The sequence below is a fragment of the Desemzia sp. AGC72 genome, assembly GCF_057334175.1.
Genome location: NZ_JBHFIG010000004.1, coordinates 102,843 through 119,198, shown reverse-complemented (window position 1 = coordinate 119,198; position 16,356 = coordinate 102,843). Strand labels below are relative to the sequence as shown.

Annotated in this window: 14 protein-coding genes; 2 read left to right on the top strand and 12 right to left on the bottom strand. The window is 38.0% G+C overall.

What is annotated here, in order from left to right; all coding sequences use genetic code 11:
• Positions 1-72 precede the first annotated feature (72 nt).
• Together ACE025_RS03170 and ACE025_RS03165 are read right to left on the bottom strand one after the other, a co-directional pair.
• A complete protein-coding gene (locus tag ACE025_RS03170; RefSeq protein ID WP_485937391.1) occupies positions 73-867 on the bottom strand; it encodes a M15 family metallopeptidase in 795 nt (264 codons plus the stop codon).
• Positions 868-1,069: 202 nt separating this feature from the next.
• Positions 1,070-1,597: a hypothetical protein gene (locus ACE025_RS03165; RefSeq protein ID WP_485937389.1), complete on the bottom strand. Its 528-nt coding sequence runs from the start codon at positions 1,595-1,597 to the stop codon at positions 1,070-1,072.
• A 246-nt stretch (positions 1,598-1,843) separates the two neighbouring features.
• Here ACE025_RS03165 and ACE025_RS03160 point away from each other — a divergent pair, with 246 nt between their 5' ends.
• Positions 1,844-2,512 (top strand): hypothetical protein, encoded by a 669-nt coding sequence (locus ACE025_RS03160; protein ID WP_485937387.1) that lies wholly within the window; start codon positions 1,844-1,846, stop codon positions 2,510-2,512.
• Between the two features lie 123 nt (positions 2,513-2,635).
• Positions 2,636-3,604, top strand: coding sequence for a Gfo/Idh/MocA family protein (locus ACE025_RS03155; protein ID WP_485937385.1), 969 nt, complete (start codon positions 2,636-2,638; stop codon positions 3,602-3,604).
• Positions 3,605-3,723: 119 nt separating this feature from the next.
• Here ACE025_RS03155 and ACE025_RS03150 read toward each other — a convergent pair whose 3' ends face one another.
• The 10 genes from ACE025_RS03150 to ACE025_RS03105 form a co-directional block, all read right to left on the bottom strand.
• Positions 3,724-4,386, bottom strand: a complete 663-nt coding sequence (locus ACE025_RS03150; protein ID WP_485937383.1) for a CBS domain-containing protein — start codon at positions 4,384-4,386, stop codon at positions 3,724-3,726.
• Positions 4,387-4,390: 4 nt separating this feature from the next.
• Positions 4,391-5,095 (bottom strand): ABC transporter ATP-binding protein, encoded by a 705-nt coding sequence (locus tag ACE025_RS03145; protein ID WP_485937381.1) that lies wholly within the window; start codon positions 5,093-5,095, stop codon positions 4,391-4,393.
• Positions 5,096-5,869, bottom strand: coding sequence for an ABC transporter ATP-binding protein (locus tag ACE025_RS03140; protein ID WP_485937379.1), 774 nt, complete (start codon positions 5,867-5,869; stop codon positions 5,096-5,098). It abuts the gene before it with no gap.
• A gap of 2 nt (positions 5,870-5,871) precedes the next feature.
• A complete protein-coding gene (locus tag ACE025_RS03135) occupies positions 5,872-6,840 on the bottom strand; it encodes a branched-chain amino acid ABC transporter permease (protein ID WP_485937484.1) in 969 nt (322 codons plus the stop codon).
• A 9-nt stretch (positions 6,841-6,849) separates the two neighbouring features.
• Complete coding sequence (locus ACE025_RS03130) at positions 6,850-7,728, bottom strand: branched-chain amino acid ABC transporter permease (RefSeq protein ID WP_485937377.1); 879 nt, start codon at positions 7,726-7,728, stop codon at positions 6,850-6,852.
• A 99-nt stretch (positions 7,729-7,827) separates the two neighbouring features.
• Positions 7,828-8,976 (bottom strand): ABC transporter substrate-binding protein, encoded by a 1,149-nt coding sequence (locus ACE025_RS03125; protein ID WP_485937375.1) that lies wholly within the window; start codon positions 8,974-8,976, stop codon positions 7,828-7,830.
• A gap of 366 nt (positions 8,977-9,342) precedes the next feature.
• Positions 9,343-10,311 (bottom strand): aromatic acid exporter family protein, encoded by a 969-nt coding sequence (locus ACE025_RS03120; protein WP_485937373.1) that lies wholly within the window; start codon positions 10,309-10,311, stop codon positions 9,343-9,345.
• 190 nt (positions 10,312-10,501) lie between these two features.
• Positions 10,502-14,086, bottom strand: a complete 3,585-nt coding sequence (locus ACE025_RS03115; protein WP_485937371.1) for an ABC transporter permease — start codon at positions 14,084-14,086, stop codon at positions 10,502-10,504.
• Positions 14,087-14,096: 10 nt separating this feature from the next.
• The gene (locus ACE025_RS03110; protein WP_188204079.1) at positions 14,097-14,798 is read right to left on the bottom strand and encodes an ABC transporter ATP-binding protein; all 702 of its coding nucleotides are present in this window, start codon (positions 14,796-14,798) and stop codon (positions 14,097-14,099) included.
• A 107-nt stretch (positions 14,799-14,905) separates the two neighbouring features.
• Positions 14,906-16,291, bottom strand: a complete 1,386-nt coding sequence (locus ACE025_RS03105; protein WP_485937369.1) for an APC family permease — start codon at positions 16,289-16,291, stop codon at positions 14,906-14,908.
• Positions 16,292-16,356: the final 65 nt, after the last annotated feature.

Sequence of the window (16,356 nt, the reverse complement as noted above, 5' to 3'; positions counted from 1 at the left end):
TTTCTTTTCTTCGACTGCGCCACCTTAACTGCTCCTTTCACAACATAGGATAAAAATTAGATTTTCCATCTTTTATTCTCCCGTTTTGCCAGCTTTTTCAAGAAGCTCAATGTATTCTTCCAAAGCCAATCCATGCTGCTTGATAAACTGAGCATTTTCTACTCCTACATAACGAAAATGCCAAGACTCATATTGAATACCAGTCTCCGTCTCTTTGTCTTTAGGAAAACGCAAAATAAATCCATAATCTGCTGCAGTATTTACCAGCCATTGTTGGGATTCTTGCGTGTCGTATTCAGGCACTAACCCTTTTCCCGTACTGAGCCATTCATTATCCACCATATCCAGTGCTAAACCAGTGTGGTGTTCACTGCCTCCAGGAATAGCTATATAATCTTCAGTCTTTTCAACAGCTTCTTCTTTGGAATAACCTTCATTGATATAACTTTGGATGCTGGCATCATAATTAGCTTGCTGCCTTTCAACAGAACGATAAGAAGAAGCCAAGAAAATCGTGTAGCCTGCTTCTTTGGCAGCGTTCATCCAGTTAGTATAAGGCTCCACTATACGAGCATCGACTTCTTTTTGATCAGCCACTGTTTCCAATGGAATCTCGAGCGTTTCGTCAATAGGATGCCAATTATTGACCAAAATCAAATTCCAATCTTTTGTCGAAACATCCGGTAAAGCGGCAATCATTTCCTGTTCTTTTTCTTCTTCCGGCGTCAGAGCAGCCGATTCCGCAAATTCATTACTGACTTCTTCGCTTTTTAATGATGTAGATTCATTTGCTATATCAGCAGATTCATTTTGGCAGCCAGCCAATAAAAATGCCGTTAGCATTGTTGCCCATAATTTCGTTTTCAATTTCAAGACTCCGTTCATTTCATATCGTTAGTTGCACTTACTCTATTTTATAGAAAAATTTCTTCTTTTCAACCTACCTTAGACTGAATTTCGATTCTTCACTCTATTTTATTTTTTCTTTCAAGACAGAAACAAATCAGCGAGAAGAAAAACTTCTCGCTGATGATCATATAGATTCAATATTCAATTTTTAAAGACTCTTTTAGATACGAAAAGGCTGTTCTACGTTCTTATTGAACCATTCCAATAACCCTTGTTTTTCGATTTCCAGTTGTTGCTGTACGATTCCTGGCAAATGCAATTCAATACGATCTTTGTAACTCCAGAAGTCGTAACTGATCTCTATCCGCACAATAGTTTGATTGATCTTGCGATGATTAGTTTCTACACTTTCTTCTGGTTGATGATTGATCTCTATTGTTGCCATGTTGCTTCTCAACCATTTTTTCGCTACATGATATTTCATGTTCATGTACTCTGCTACCGGGTTTTCTGCTACCTCTGAAATCAAGAGAGCATTACGACAAACTTTTTGGACAAGCATCCATTCATAATCCGTAAATAACTGAGCGATCTTATTCATGTTTTCAGTTTTCAAACCTTGTTGCCCTTTTTTCCAACGATCCCAGCTTTGTGGTGAAATCCCCAACTGTTCAGAGTAAAAAGCCTTTTCTGTTGCATATTGTTCTTTTACCGCTCCCAATACAATGGCTACTAAAGCTTCATGCATACTTAATCTCTCCTTATCCTTGAAATGATGAATATCTTTCATTAAATCAAATTATACATTGACGAGAATAATGGCTGTCAGCAAAAATAACTTTCCTCTTATACACTTATAATACACTTAATAGGTTAATTTACCAGTTATTTACTCATTTCTGTTGCAACTATTTGACCCCAGTCCGGGAAAATTATATGTTAACTATGAGTACTCTATAGGTTTAATTGTCCTTATGAAAGGAGGAAATATTTTATGTTAGATACCATTTTATTTTTTGGTTACTTCACTGTGTATCTGGTTTTAATGATTTGGGGAATTAAGCTAGCTGCACGATACGGATGGAACGACCTTTCTAATGTACTGTTGCTTGTTATTATCGGACTGGTTTACGATAATGGTGTATTGTCCTTGGGAAAATTCATTGGAGAAGGCAGCCTGCTGGAAATGTTAAGTTACCCTCGGTTTTATATGCACGCTTTTTTCACTCCCTTACTGGTATTGTTTTCCTTAAGCACCATGAAGAAAGCTGATTTTGAGTGGACTTTTAAAAAGTGGTTTCAGGCTGTTTTTTATCTATTAACGCTGAGTCTGATCGTTTATGAACTTTTCAGTGAGGTACTTGGCTTGAATCTGGAAGCCAACTGGAAATTTGGTGTACTAAGTTACAGTAATGCTGAACCAACTTCTGGAATACCTTTGATGGTATTGTTCGTTTCCCTTATCTTAATTTTTGCTTCTATTATAGTATGGAGAAAACAACGCTGGGTTTGGTTTTTTGTGGGTACATTGATCATGTTCCTTGGAAATGCCTTTCCGATTTCATTGCCAAGTGCTGCTGTAACAAATGCTTTCGAATTGATCTTAATCGTTTCGTTGTTTTTCACTAAAAGATTTCAAGATACTTATGCTTCAAAACAATGAAAATAAACTTTCACTGTACTTCTTTTTACAAATACGCAATAATGAAAGCGGAACTTTTTTATTGAGAGGAGGATTAGAAGCTCTAGCATTTTGAGTAATAACACAGAGTTTCTAAAATACTATATGACAAATGTTAATTGGGGAATCATCGGTTTAGGAGATATCGCGTCAAGTTTCGCTAAAGATTTTAATGTCCAAGAAGCTACTTTGCTGGCAGTGGCTTCACGTAATTTGGACAAAGCAAATGCATTTGCGAAAAAGTACGGGATTGAAAAAGCTTATGGGAATTATGAAGAAATGTTGTTTGATCCGGATATTGATGTCGTGTATATCGCTACTCCGCACAGCCATCATGCAAAGTATATATTAAAAAGCTTGCAAGCTGGCAAACACGTTTTGTGTGAAAAAGCGATCACAATGAACAACAAAGAACTGGATGAAGTATTGGCTTTAGCTGAAGAAAAAAATCTGATCGTTGCTGAAGCCATGACGATTTACCATATGCCTCTTTACCATAAATTAAAAGATATCATCTCAACTGGAAAATTAGGTAAATTGAAAATGATTCAAGCTTCTTTTGGAAGTTTGAAAGAAGCGGATCCGACCAACCGCTTCTTTAATAAAGAAATTGCTGGGGGAGCTTTATTGGATATCGGTGTATATGCCTTGGCTTTTACTCGCTTCTTCTTATCCGGCCAGCCTACTGAAATTCTGACAACAATGAATTCTTATGAAACGGGTGTCGATGAACAATCAGCTGTCATTTTGAAAAATCCGGATAATGAAATGGCTGTTGTTAGTTTAACTTTCCGGGCTAAGATGCCTAAAGTGGGTATCGTTGCTTTCGAAAATGGGTTTATCACTATTGAAGATTATCCAAGAGCTAATACTGCAACGATTACTTATCCGGACGGTTCTTTTGAAACCGTAACAGCTGGAGACTCTAATGAAGCTCTAAATTATGAAATTGAATTGATGACGAGCAACATTTTACAACAAACACCTAACACACAAATTCAATTGACTCATGACGTGATGTCTATCATGGATAACTTGCGGGAACAATGGGGTTTGCGTTACGATTTTGAATAACCTTTGAGTTCCTAGCCTAAAACAAGTCCATAGACTTAACACAAAAAACCATTAGAGGTCAGCACCTCTAATGGTTTTTTTATTGTATAAATCAGAAGTAAAGTTGCAGTTGTTAGCCTTTATTGCCCTTTTAAGTAGCCTTCTTTATAAATGGCAGAACTGACAGTATATCCGCTTGTAGTTAATATTTCCTTGATGTCAGTGGTTTTATCGCTATCCATTTGAATCACTATTTGTGTAAATGACTCTTTTCTGTAAACAGCAATCTGGTTGATGCTTACATTGGCTTCTGCCAGAATATTGGTGACATCTTCTAAAATACCAGGATGGTCTTCTGGAATATCGATTACGATACGACTCCCTTTATTGTTGTAACCCAATAAATCGATAAAGGCTCGAAAGATGTCTTTATCGGTAATGATGCCAACCACTTGATTTTTATTTTCTACAACTAGCAGTACGGTGACTTTAAAATCTCTCATGCGAGTAGCTGCTTCTTCAAGTAAATCATTTGGACCAATAGTAGGAACTTCTTTGCTCATAATATCTCCCACAGTTGTTTTGGTCAACAAATAGTTCAACTCATGGATACTTAACGATGTAGCCGTTGAAGGAGAATTATCACTGATGACTTCTTCTGTGACCAATCCAACCATTCGTTCATTTCTTACGACTGGCAAGCGGTGGAAGTCATATTCTTTCATCAAATCTAATGCTTCCAGTACCTTCGTTTCTTCATTTACCGTCACGACATCAGCTGTCATGTAATCTTTGACCAACATACACTTAACCTCCCAAATAAGCTTTTTGAATAATATCGCTTTCTAACAGTTCTTTCCCTGTACCAGTCTGAATGACATTTCCTGTCTCTAATACGTATCCCCTGTTCGCTATCTTTAAAGCCATTTTAGCATTTTGCTCGATCAAGAGTACAGTCGTACCTGTTCGGTTGATTTCTTCAATAATATGAAAAATCTCTTTGATCAAAATAGGCGCCAAACCCATTGAGGGCTCATCTAGAAGCAATAATCTTGGGCGGCTCATAAGAGCTCTCCCCATGGCTACCATTTGTTGTTCCCCACCAGAAAGTGTTGCTGCATCTTGGTTTTTTCGTTCATTTAAAATAGGGAAACGTTCAAAGACCAAGTTCAAATCTTTTTCAATTTCTGCTTTATCTTTCCTTAAAAAGGCACCCATCTCAAGGTTTTCTAAAACTGTCATTCCGCTGAAAATATGTCTGCCTTCTGGAACTTGAGAAATCCCTTTTTCTACGATTTGTTTCGGAGTAGCTGTTGTGATTGGCGTCCCTTCATACACGATTTCCCCTCGGCTCGGACGGATCAATCCGGAAACAGCTTTTAAAATAGTCGATTTCCCGGCACCATTCGCTCCAATCAATGAAACGATTTCTCCTTCTTTTACTTCAAAAGAAACCTCTCGAATAGCTTCAATAACCCCATAGTGTACTGCTAGATTTTTTACAGTTAACATTTACTCACCGCCTAAATATGCTTTGATAACCTGTTTATTGCCTTTTATTTCATCGGGCGTTCCATGGGCGATCATACGACCGTACTCCAATACGTAGATTCGTTCGCAGACATTCATGACTAATGACATGTCATGTTCGATCAGCAAAATCGTGATCTTAAAATCTTTTTGGATTTTACGGATCAGAGCGGTCAAATCAGCTGTTTCTTGAGGATTCATTCCCGCAGCAGGCTCGTCTAAGAACAACACTTTAGGCTTAGTAGCTAACGCTCGAACGATTTCTAATCTTCGTTGTTCTCCATAAGGTAAATTTTTTGCCAGTTCTTCTAGTTTATTTTCCAGACTGAATATTTCCAACAACTCAACCGCTTCTTTTTTCATTTTTGCTTCAGAAGCATAATAACTTGGTAAACGAAGAACACTTTTTAGCGTTCCGACTTTGCTTTTGGAATGCATCGCGATCAATACATTGTCCAGAACGGTTAAATTTTTGAATAAGCGGATATTTTGAAACGTTCTGCCGAATCCCATATCAGTTATCGTGTAAGTTTTTTTCCCGATAATAGATTCTCTTTGCCCATTCGTTTCAATTTCGATCGAACCTTCAGTTGGTTGGTAAACCCCTGTCAGCAAGTTGAACAACGTGGTTTTTCCTGCTCCATTCGGCCCGATCAATCCAACTAATTCATTTTCTTTCAATTCTAAATGAACATTCGAAATGGCAGAAAGTCCGCCAAAGTTTTTAGTCAATTTTTTTACTTCCAGCAAACTCATCGTTATCCCTCCTTTTGTGTAGTTGATTTGCGGTTAAAGAGGCGCAACAGTCCTGAAACTGTGAACTCTTTGTTGCCCAGCAACCCGGACGGTTTAAAAATCATGATTCCGATTAATGCTATTGCATAGATGATCATTCTTAGAGCACCAAAAGGTTGTAGAAACACGTTCAAGACACCAAGCAAAATCGCTGCCACAATAGATCCTGTTATGCTCCCTATACCACCGAAAACCACAATGATCAAAACATCTACTGATTTATTGAAGGTAAAATCTCCAGGACGAATAACGCTGAAGTACGAAGCATGTAAAGCTCCACCTATAGCTGCGGTCGCTGCACCTAAGATGAAAGCGATCGTTTTGTATTTAGTCGTATTGACCCCCATTGATTCAGCAGCAATCTCATCTTCTCGAATAGCGATTGTTGCTCGACCCGGGCTGCTTTGTGTGTAATTGGCAACGAGTAAAATCGTCAGCACAGTGAACACATAAATCAAGGGCCATTTAGACAAATAGGGAATACCACTCAACCCCGCAGCTCCATTAGTGACAGATTGCATATTCACGATAACAATACGAATGATCTCCGCGACTCCTAATGTAGCAATCGCCAAGTAATCTCCTTTTAGTCGCAAAGTTGGAATTCCTACAATCAATGCCACTATACTGGTCAGGACCACACCTGCTAAAATACCCAAGAATAGTCCAGTGTAAGTTGGGAAATATTTAGTAATGACACCCGCTGTATAGGCTCCGATTGCCATAAAGCCAGCATGTCCAAGTGAAAACTGTCCAGAGAAACCGATGATCAGATTTAATCCGACAGCTAGAATAATGTTGATCAGAATAGTTACCAAAGTGATTTCATAATACGCACTGATGATTCCAGTAGTCACAGCTAATTGCAGCAGTAAAAAAACTGCAATAGCGACCACTAACCATCCAATCGTTGTTTTGTTCAATAATTTCATTTTTGTCACCTACACTTTCTCTTTAGCATGTTTTCCTAGGATGCCTGCAGGACGAATAATCAAAATGATGATCAAGATACCGTATACAACTGCATCCCGAACCATGGAATTTCCGTAAGCACTGACCAATGTTTCTACTATCCCTATAGTAAAACCGCCTAGTACCGCACCTGGAATGAATCCTATTCCTCCTAAAACTGCGGCTACAAAAGCTTTAAGGCCAGGAGCCACCCCCATCATCGGATCAATCGTATTGTAATACAAGCCTACTAATACTCCTGCTGCTCCTGCTAAAGCTGAGCCTAAGAAAAAGGTAAAAGAGATGACGTTGTCAACATTGATTCCCATCAATTGGGCTGCTGATGAATCTGTACTTACCGCTCTCATAGCTTTACCCATTTTGGTCTTTTGAACGATGAACTGCAGTAAAACCATCAAAACAAGTGTTGTAGCAAAAATCAGTAATTGAATCCGACTCACTTGTAATCCTCCGACTTTAAATAATGTGTTGTCTACGACTTGCGGGAAAGAGCGAACTTCGGCACCATAAAAGTAAAGCATTCCATTTTGCAATAAATAAGAGACTCCGATGGCTGTAATCAAAACAGCTATTCGAGTAGCATGACGTAAAGGTTTGTAAGCAATGCGCTCAATCAAAACACCTAAGAGAGCACTTAATGCCATTGCCGTAAGAAGAGCAGGGAAAAATCCCATTCCAAAAGAATGAATCATGGTGTATCCGATAAACGCTCCAACCATATAAATATCCCCGTGAGCAAAATTAATCAATTTTATAATTCCATAAACCATTGTATAACCTAGAGCGATCAAAGCATAAATACTACCTAATGATAGTCCATTTATCATTTGTTGAAAAAATGTTTCCATAGGATACCTCTCTTTTTACTTCTATTTTTTTTACCTTATTTTATAGAAAATAAAAAGTGCAAAGTTAGCAACTGCTTTGCACCTTTTATTTATCTTTTCTTAAGGTTGGATTTCTTGTGTACTTGTTTCTTTTCCTTCTTGCAGCTCAATGATCAACGTAGATTTTACAGGATTGTGATTTTCATCGATAGAGAATGTTCCAGTTACCCCGTCAAAATCTGTAAGGCTTTCAAGTGCAGCTGCAATAGCTTCAGGTGTTGCTTCTCCACCGTCTTCAATAGCTTGAGCAACCAAGTATACTGCATCATACGCTAAAGCTGAAAAAGCATCAGGTGCTGTATCATATTCTGCTGTATAGTTGTCAATAAACGTTTGTACTTGTTCGTCTTCATTTTCTAGTGAGAAATGAGCAGAGTAGTAAACATCTGATACATTTTCTGTTCCTGCTAAATCCAATAAAGCTTGGTTGCTAAATCCGTCCCCGCCTAGTACCGGTTGATCCAGCCCCATTTCACGAGCTTGTTTCAAAATTAAACCTGCTTGCTCATAATAAGCAGGAAGATAGATAAAATCAAAATCTTGATTTTGGATTTTTGTCAAAATAGCGCTGAAATCTGTGTCGTCTTGAGTAAAGTACTCTTCTGCAACGATTTCGCCTTCATAAGTATCTTTAAAAGCATTTGTTAACCCTACAGCGTAATCACTTGAGCTGTCACCAATAATAACCGCTTTTTTCGCCCCTAAACTGTCCATTGCAAAGTTAGCTAATGCTACTCCTTGAAAAGAATCTTGGAAAGAAGTTCTAAATACAAATGGCTGCACATCACCCGACTCTGTAAGTGTCAAGTTGTCAGCTGTACCAGATGGTGTAATCAACGGCACCTCTGCTCGAGTAATCGGTTGTGTTGCTGCTTGAACAGCTCCAGAAGTGGCTGGTCCAATGATAGCTACAACATTATCTTCAGTGGCCAATCGCGTTGCAATACTGGTTGCTTCAACGTTATCTGATTTAGTATCGTATTCAGTTAATTCAATTTGCTTGTCTAAGATACCCCCTGCTTCATTGATTTCTTTAATGGCTAGCTTAACGCCATTTGATTCAGCCGTTCCATAAGCTGATACAGGACCCGTTTTTTCAAACATTGCGCCAAGCTGGATCGTATCTTCATCTCCAGCTCCACTTCCTGCACCACATCCTGCTGCAAATAAAGATAAAGCTGCTACCCCTAATAGTAATTTCTTTTTCATTTATTCATTCCCCCATTATCCCTTTTATTTCTAACTTCTTATTCCGCAATTTTATCGTGAAGCATAAAATTAAAATCAAATAAGAAAAGTAGTGATGTTTCTTAGTATAGAATATTCAGAATATTTAATCAATACATTTTTTTCTTATGAAAAAAGGTTTTTCTCAAACCTCATTTTATTAGTTGAATCTTACAAAAATGATTATAGATTACATCATTCCAACTAGTTGACAGATTAGATTAAGGATGGATTATATAAGAATAATAAAAAAACGTTTTCGACTATTTGTTGCTTAATAGTCAAAAACGTATTTCGTTAGTTTCAGTTTTTAAAGATGTTGATAAACTGTCTTTTCAACAGTTTATTTTAAACAAACCATTCTTTTCGATAGTCATCGTAAAAATCTTTCTTGATTTCTATGAAGCGCTCAAAATCATTCAATAATTGAAAAAGTACAGCCCTTTTTTCAAATTCTTCTCTTGTTTCAGGCAGATCGCTTTCTCTAAACGAATCTGTCAATTGATCAATTTCTTCTAATAAATTGATTCCTGAATTGTATTCATGGAGAGTTTCAGCTGTTAAATAGTACATTCCAGCTAAAATTCTGCTTTGTTGCAGCGGAATTGAAATTTGCTTTAAATTCCATTGCATTTGTTCTAAAATTCTCGCTTGGCTTTTTCTCATTTCAAAATAACGAAAATGGTAATAAGAATGATCAATAAATCGATTTTCAGCTTCAGCGCGAGATAACTGAATCCCTTGTTCCAACAATTGATTTAGTTTGACTAATTCTTTGTTTGAGATTTCTTCTTCGATGCCGTTTTGTAAAAAATGATCAAATTCGTATAAAATCAGCTTCATTTGTTCTTCAACTTGAATCCTGATATCTGTGATTTTTTTCTCTTGAGAAGGCATGTATAAATTTAACACTAAAGCCATGCCTGCTCCAATCAGCATCAGGCTCAATTCATTGAACAACAATCCAGGCGCTGTACTTTCTGCCAGCAGTAAATGGGTGACCAATACTGAACACGGCGCGATACCAGATTGAACGTTCAATTTATAGGCACTAGGAACATAAAATAGTAAATATAAACCGAATACCGCTGTAGAAAAACCGAATACATTAAATAAAAAAGCGGCTATTCCTAAGGCCAGTAAAGTTGAAATCACACGTTGAACGGCTATTTCCAACGAAGTTTTACGAGTATCCAAAACACTCAAAATCGCAATGATTCCTGCTGAAACACTTGATTCTAAGTGGAAAAAATCCGCAATAAAAATAGCTGCCACTGTTGAAAGTGCTATTTTTAGGGTCCGTAACCTAAGCGACAAACTATCCCTTCCTTCCTATGTACTTCTTCAATCTTTTCAGCAGCTTTTTCTTACTTATTAGAACGCTTTTATTATAACAAATAAATTATCTGCTAGTCAGAAGAGTCTATTATAAAAATAAAAAAAGTGTTGCCCAAATTTTACGGCCAACACTTTTTCATTTTGTTAAGAAACTTTCTCAACTTCTTTTTTATTCAATAGTTTTTAAAGCTTCCAACATGTCGACATTTTTTAATTTGACATGCATAAATAGCATGACAAGTGTGGAAAAGAGTATCGTCAACAAAGCGGAATAAATGTAACTAGAGACTGCAATAACAGGGCTGAACATCATAATATCCAGTTCTGCAGTATTTAACACAAACCCATGCAAAATCAATCCCAAGACAAGCCCAGCCGCGATTCCCATCAAGGTCAACAGGAAGTTTTCGCGATAAACATACATCGTGACTTCTTTGTCATAGAAACCAAGTACTTTGATGGTAGACAACTCTCTGATACGTTCAGAAACATTGATATTGGTCAGGTTGTACAATACGACAAACGCTAGTAAAGCTGCTGAAATGACTAATACGAGTGTTACGATCACTAAACTTTCTAATGTATCTTTAAAAGATTCGCTGATCACGCTCGTAAACGTCACTCCTAAAACTGCATCCAATTGAGTCAATTCTTGACCAAACTCGTTCTCCCAACTCTCAGATTCATTAAAGTTCACTAACTGTGTTGTAGCTTCTGGCAATTCTCCAACTACTGATTCGTAATATTCAGGAGTCATATAAACAAAATGCTGCAAGTAATTTTCTGTAATTTGATCAACGGTGACTTCTATTTTTTTGTTGTCTGCATCTTCTAGTGAAAGTGTATCTCCCATTTGAAGATCAAACAAATCTGCTAATTTCTCACTAACGATCGCACCATCATTACTCAATTCATATTGTTGTCCAGAAGAACGATCTTTCAATTGCACAAAATCAGCTAACTGATCAGTAGATTCAGGAACAAATAGAGTGACATCTTGTGGATTCACACCCGATTCTTCCGCTTGGTAAATTTCCTGATAAACATTTAATGTCGAAGTTATTTCTGAGGTCTCGGCAATCAATTGAGCATATTCTTCTTTTTCAATCTCTTCAGCATCTGCGTCTAAGGCGATGATGCCTTCGTATTGATTGATTTCTCCATACTGCAGACCACCTACACCTGAAATGGAATCAGACAGTCCGAATCCAGTCAACAGCAAAGCTGTACATCCTGCGATACCGGCAACTGTCATAAACATTCTTCGTTTATAACGGAAAAGATTTCGTGCAGTGATTTTTTGTGTAAACGTAAATCTATTCCAAATGAAAGGAACCCGCTCTAATAAGATTCGTTTCCCAACTTTTGGTGCTTTTGGCCGCATCAATTCTGCTGCATTACTTTGTAAGGATACTCGAACAGCTACGAACGCTGTCACACTAGTACACAAGAAAGCGATGAGTAAAGATATAACCATGTCTTGCGGGTAATACCCGATTTGGACATCTGAAAGGTTATATAGCGATCCATAAGCATTGATAATAATCGTTGGGAACAAATGGAATCCAATAATCAATCCTATAATAGCTCCTGATATACTGGCCAATGTAGCATAAACTAAGAACTTTTTAGAAATATCCCAGTTCGTGTACCCCAAAGCTTTTAATGTTCCGATCTGTGTACGTTGTTCATCTACCATTCTTGTCAATGTGGTCAGAGAAACCAGTGCTGCAATCAAGAAGAAAAACACTGGAAACACTTGAGCAATAGAGGCAATACGTTCAGCATTATCCTTGAATTCCGCGTATCCCGGATTGGTTGTTCGATCCAGAACATAGTATTCTGGTAGAGTGATATCTTCCAGCTCTTTTTTTGCTTTATCCAATTCTCTTTGTCCTTTAGTAATTTCCGCCTCTGCGTCTGCAATTTCGGTTTCTGCATCTGATTTTTCAGCTTCAAATTCTTCCAGACCGTCTTCGTATTCTTCTTCACCTTGCTCTAGTTCTAAACGAGCTTCTTCTAATTCTGCTTGCCCGTTTTCTGTTTCTTGGTACAGTTGATTTTGTGCCTCTTCAAGAGTGACTTGACCATTGGCGATTTCGGTTTCTGCGGCTTCTAGTTCAGCTCTTTGTTGATCGATTTGATTTTGTCCGGCATTCAACTCAGCTTCGTAATCATTCAGCTGCTGTTCGATTGCGTTTACACGAGATTCAGCTGAACTTAAAGCCTCAATCGTATTATTCGGAGGTACTGCCCCATCGTAATACTGACTCACCAAATCCCCTAATTGAACATCCATTGTTCTAAGTTGTTCGACTACTTGGACCTGTGTATTCAACGACACACTCATACCAGGTATTTGGACAACCGAACGTGCAAGTGCTATCCATTCTTCTAAACTCTCTGCATTTTCTGACGATTCATTTGCAGCTGAACCAGCTTCTACTTCATTAACAGCATCTAAAACAGTCTGTGCAGGAACGGTTCCGTCAAAGTATCCTCTGATCAAACCAGTCATTTCAGGGCTGATAGCTTGTGCACCGCTGAGTAGAGCATTTTGCTGTTGCGCAGGAATCGAGTTCATCGGAAGGACTATCGTTTCTTGAGCGCTTTGGATAGCTGCAGTACTGTTGGCTACTTGTATTTCAGCATTCGCTCTTTCTTGCTCCAACATAGCTCTAGATTCATCCAGTTCCTCTTGGGCAACTTCAAGTTCTGCTTTTCCGTTGATGATCTCTATGCGTGCATTTTCAAGTTCTTGTTTTTTCTGGTCAATGGTGGCTTGCCCATTGGCAATTTCTGTTTCGAATGTTTCTACACCATTTTGATACTCTTGCCAACCTTCATCTATTTCAGCTCGGGCATTCGCTAATTCTGTCTCCGCATCCTCCAAAGCTTGTTTTCCTTCTTCTATTTCTTTTAAGCCATCATCGATTTCGGCTTGTCCTTTATCGATTTCCTTTTGGATTCGTTGGGTAATTTCATCTCTGCGCTCTTCGGGACGAGCTTTCAGTAATTCTTCTACGGCTTTTTGATTGTCCTCGATTTGAGATTCATAGTCATCTGAATACGATTGAGCCTCTTTGGCATTAGCAAAAGTCAAGTAGGCTTCTGTATAAACGTCTAACGTGAAGTCTTTTTCTGGTATGAATGCAAACCCCTCTAATGTACCCGCTCCGATAGAAGTATTTCCTCTAGCATTGTTCTCGATAAATTGAGGCGAGTTTACGAATCCTACAACTTCATAAGATAATCCTGTAAAAGACTCTTCTAAATCAATAGAATCATCATCTGTCTTAAAAGTGACAATGTCTCCGATCTCATACTCTTCTGCATAAGCGCTTTTTGCATCTAAAGCGATCTCTCCAGACTTTTCAGGAAGTCTTCCTTCAACAATAAACGGCTTGTTGAGGTAGTTTTTTTGATCATTTGGTATACTGACTACTTTTGTGGTCAGATCCGTTTCTTCCAAAATGACATCTTGTGTGTAAGCAGCTTTAACAGAGCTTCCATCCATTTGTTCCAACAACTGAATATCGTCTTCTGTCAAACCATACGTAGACATAACTTTTACATCCATCAAGTTTTGATTTTTATAGTAAGTATCTGCCGTATCGATCATATCAGGACTAGTAGCTTTGATTCCTGAATAAAATGCTACACCAAGTAAAATAATTAAAAAGATGGATAAAAATCTCATCTTTGATTTAGAAATTTCTCGAAATATATCTTTCCACAATGCTCTCTTCTTCAAAGTCTCACCTCTACCATTCTATTTCTGATACAGATTTAGGATTAGGGTTAAGGGTGACTTTTCGTACTTTTGCATTATTGATCTCAATCGTGCGGTCAGCAATCGGCGTAATAGCCTGATTGTGAGTAATCACTATGACGGTCGTTCCATAGTTTTCGCAAGTATCTTTCAAAAGCTTTAATACTTGTTTTCCCGTCTCATAGTCTAGTGCCCCAGTCGGCTCATCACAAAGCAGCAATTTAGGTTGTTTGGCTAATGCTCTTGCGATAGCTACCCGTTGTTGTTCTCCACCAGACAATTGAGCAGGAAAGTTATTCATTCTGTGACCTAAACCCACTTCTTGAAGGACTTTTTCAGGGTCTAAAGCATTGACTGAGATTTCTGAAGCTAATTCAACGTTTTCTTTTGCTGTTAAGTTAGGAACTAAATTATAGGACTGGAAAACAAACCCAATTGATTCTCTACGGTAACGAATCAACTGTTTGCTATTGAAATCAGAGATATCGATACCGTCGATTTCCACCAAACCTTCATCAGCCGTATCCATTCCGCCTAAAATATTTAAAACTGTCGTCTTTCCTGCACCACTTGGTCCTACAATGACTGCAAAGTCGCCTTCTTCAATTTCGAAAGAAACTCCATCGTTCGCAGCAACAATCGTTTCCCCCATTTTATAGCGTTTGTATTCATCTTTTATTTTAACAAATGCCATTTTCTCCACTCTTTCTACATCATAATTTTTTGTACACAATACATGCTTATCAGTTTAGCAAAAAAAGTCGTATTCGAGCACTATGTTTGCTTATCTTTTGAAAGGAATTATTTTTCCTCATTCATTTTGCTGTGAGAATGACCATATACCACGTAGATCCCTAGACCAATGGCCGTCCAGATAATAAATAACAACCAAATCATTCCTGACAATTGAATCATCAAGTAAACACATACCAATATAGATATTATCGGTAATACAGGAACAAATGGTACACGGAATTCGCCTTCTTTAGGTTCTCCATGATCTTTTCTCAATTTGATGATACCTGCAGCCAGGATAACAAAAACCATTAATGTCACAATATTTGTCAACTCAGCTAATTTACCCAACGGAATAACACCCGATAAAGTGGCCGTGACAATTCCTGCTACAAAAGTAGCATTTTTAGGCGTATGGCTTTTTTTATCTACTTTACTTAATGACTTAGGCAGTAATCCGTCTCTGCTGATCGCGAAAATCAAGCGGCCTAATCCATACATCATAGAAATCAATACCGTCAGCAACGTTAAGATTGCTCCGATGGAAATAATTCCTGCTACAAAATCTTGACCAATAAAACGCATAGCAAAAGAAACTGGATCTCGCACATCTAAGTTAGCTACTGGTACTACCCCTGTTAATACTAATGTCACTAGTATATACAACACCGTAGCAATCCCTAGTGAACCAATGATTGCTCTCGGCATACTTTTTTGTGGATCTTTCGTTTCTTCGGCAGCTGTACTCACTGCATCGAAACCAAGAAAAGCAAAAAACACAATAGCTGCTCCTTCAATGATTCCGCTCATTCCAAACGGCGCAAACGGTGTCCAGTTGGCAGGTTTTACGTAAAAAACACCAACGATCAAGAATAATGCAATCAAACCAAATTTCACATATACCATGATGCTGTTTAAACGCAAAGCCTTTTTAGCTCCTTGCATGACTAAATAGGAAACCAATAAAGTAATGACAACAGCGATCAGGTCAACATACGTCCGGTTAGCCAAATCATAAGAAGCACGAAAGGCTTGAGGCAATCCTATTCCCAGACCATCTAAAAAGCCGTTTAAATAACCAGACCATCCTGAAGCTACAGACGCACAGGCCAATAAATACTGACACAGCATCAGCCAACCGACGATCCAGCCGATTACTTCCCCGAAGATCGCATATCCATAAGAATAAGCTCCTCCTGATACTGGCATTCTTGAAGCAAATTCGGCAAAACACAATGCACTCAATGCACAAGAAAAAGCCGCAATAATGAATGATAAAATCAATGCTGGTCCTGCTGTTGTTGCACTGGCTGTACCTGTGATCACAAAAATACCGGTTCCGACAATAGCTCCTAATCCTAATAAAATCAAATCCATCGTCTTTAAATCTTTTGCTAAACCTGACTTTCTTTCTTCCCCGATCGTTACCGGTAGTTTTCTAAAATAACTCATTTTCATCCGCCCACTCTATCTTAATTTCTTTATCAAAGTAATACATTACATATTAACAATAAGAA